The following is a 1817-nucleotide window of genomic DNA, read 5'->3' on the forward strand; positions in this document are numbered from 1 at the left end:
ACCCGGCTCGTCGACCTCGCCGCCCGACTCCCCCTCCAGGAACTGCGCTTGACGCCGTGGCGCCGCGTCGTCGTCCCCGGCGCCGTGGAGCGGACCGACTCCCCCTGGGCCCGCGTCGGCGCCTGCATCGGGCGGCCCGGCTGCGCCAAGGCCCACACCGACGTGCGGGCCGACGCCGCCGCCCGGATCGACGAGGCGCACCCGACCCTGCCCACCTACTGGTCCGGCTGCGAGCGCCGCTGCGGCCGCCCGACCGGACCGCACGTCGACGTCGTGGCCCGCCCCGACGGTACGTACACCCTCACGACCGAAAGAGCCGAACCCCGTGTATGACTACGAGAAGGACGGCGCGGCGATCTACCGCGAGTCCTTTGCCACCATCCGAGCGGAAGCGGCGCGCCCCCTCGCCGCGCTGCCCGCCGACGTCGCGCAGGCGGCGGTCCGCATGATCCACGCCTGCGGCCAGGTGGACCTCGTGGCGGACATCGGCCACTCGGCCGGGGTCGTGTCCACGGCCCGCGCGGCACTGCGTTCCGGCGCCCCGATCCTGTGCGACGCACGGATGGTCGCGAGTGGCGTCACCCGCAAGCGGCTGCCCGCCGACAACGAGGTCATCTGCACCCTGAACGAGCCCGAGGTGCCGTCCCTGGCAGCCGAGTTGGGCACGACACGCAGCGCGGCCGCGCTCGAACTGTGGCGGGACAGGCTGGACGGCGCCGTCGTCGCCATCGGCAACGCGCCCACCGCCCTGTTCCACCTCCTCGAAATGATCGCGAAGGGGGCACCGCGCCCGGCGGCGGTGCTCGGCATCCCGGTCGGTTTCGTCGGCGCCGCCGAGTCCAAGGACGCGCTGGCCGCGAACGACCTGGGCCTGGAGTACCTGATCGTGCGCGGGCGGCGCGGCGGCAGCGCCATCACCGCGGCCGCGCTCAACGCGATCGCCACCGAGGCGGAGATCATGGAGGACCGGGCATGAGCGGCAACTCCCCCGCGACGACCGGCAAGTTGTACGGGGTCGGGCTCGGCCCCGGCGACCCGGACCTGATGACCGTGGCGGCCGTGAAGGCCATCGCGGGTGCGGACGTGATCGCGTACCACTGCGCCCGGCACGGCCGCTCCATCGCCCGCTCGATCGCCGCGGAGCACCTGCGCGAGGACCAGATCGAGGAGCGGCTCATGTACCCGCTCACGGTGGAGACCACGGACCACCCCGGCGGCTACCGCGGCGCGCTCGACGACTTCTACGCCGAGGCCGCAGCGACGCTCGCCGCGCACCTGGACGCGGGCCGCACGGTGGCCGTCCTCGCCGAGGGCGACCCGCTGTTCTACGGCTCGTACCAGCACATGCACAAGCGGCTCGCGGACCGCTACGACACCACGGTCATTCCGGGCGTCACCTCCGTCAGCGCGGCAGCCGCCCGCCTCGGCGAGCCGTTGTGCGAGGACAAGGAGACGCTGACGATCATCCCGGGGACGCTCCCCGAGGACGAGCTGACGGCACGGATCGCCGCCGCGGACTCGGCCGTCGTGATGAAGCTGGGGCGGACCTTCACCAAGGTCCGTACGGCGATGGAGAGCGCGGGCCGGCTCGACGACGCCCGCTACGTGGAGCGCGCCTTCATGGACGGCGAACGCACCGGCCGGCTCGCCGACATCGACCCCGGCTCGGTCCCGTACTTCTCCGTGGCGGTGCTCCCGTCCCGCATCGACAGCGAGCCCGCCGAGGCGCCCGGCCGAGGCGAGGTCGTCGTCGTCGGCACCGGCCCGGCGGGCGCGCCCTGGCTGACCCCCGAGTCGCGCGGCGCCCTCGCCGGCGC

Annotated in this window: 2 protein-coding genes and 1 pseudogene; all 3 read left to right on the forward strand. The window is 74.3% G+C overall.

Annotated elements, in window-relative coordinates:
• Positions 1 to 333, forward strand: a pseudogene (locus G3I40_RS43450) (cobalamin biosynthesis protein CobG); the annotation flags it as partial.
• Positions 326 to 976 carry a precorrin-8X methylmutase gene (locus tag G3I40_RS43455; protein ID WP_164560306.1) on the forward strand — a complete coding sequence of 217 codons (651 nt, stop codon included), beginning with the start codon at positions 326 to 328 and terminating at the stop codon, positions 974 to 976. The pseudogene G3I40_RS43450 and the gene G3I40_RS43455, both read left to right, overlap by 8 nt.
• Positions 973 to 1817 (forward strand): precorrin-2 C(20)-methyltransferase (locus tag G3I40_RS43460; RefSeq protein ID WP_164560307.1); only part of this gene is annotated, 845 nt, incomplete at its 3' end. The genes G3I40_RS43455 and G3I40_RS43460, both read left to right, overlap by 4 nt.

The organism is Streptomyces sp. SID14478 (genome assembly GCF_010548525.1).
Lineage (GTDB): Bacteria > Actinomycetota > Actinomycetes > Streptomycetales > Streptomycetaceae > Streptomyces.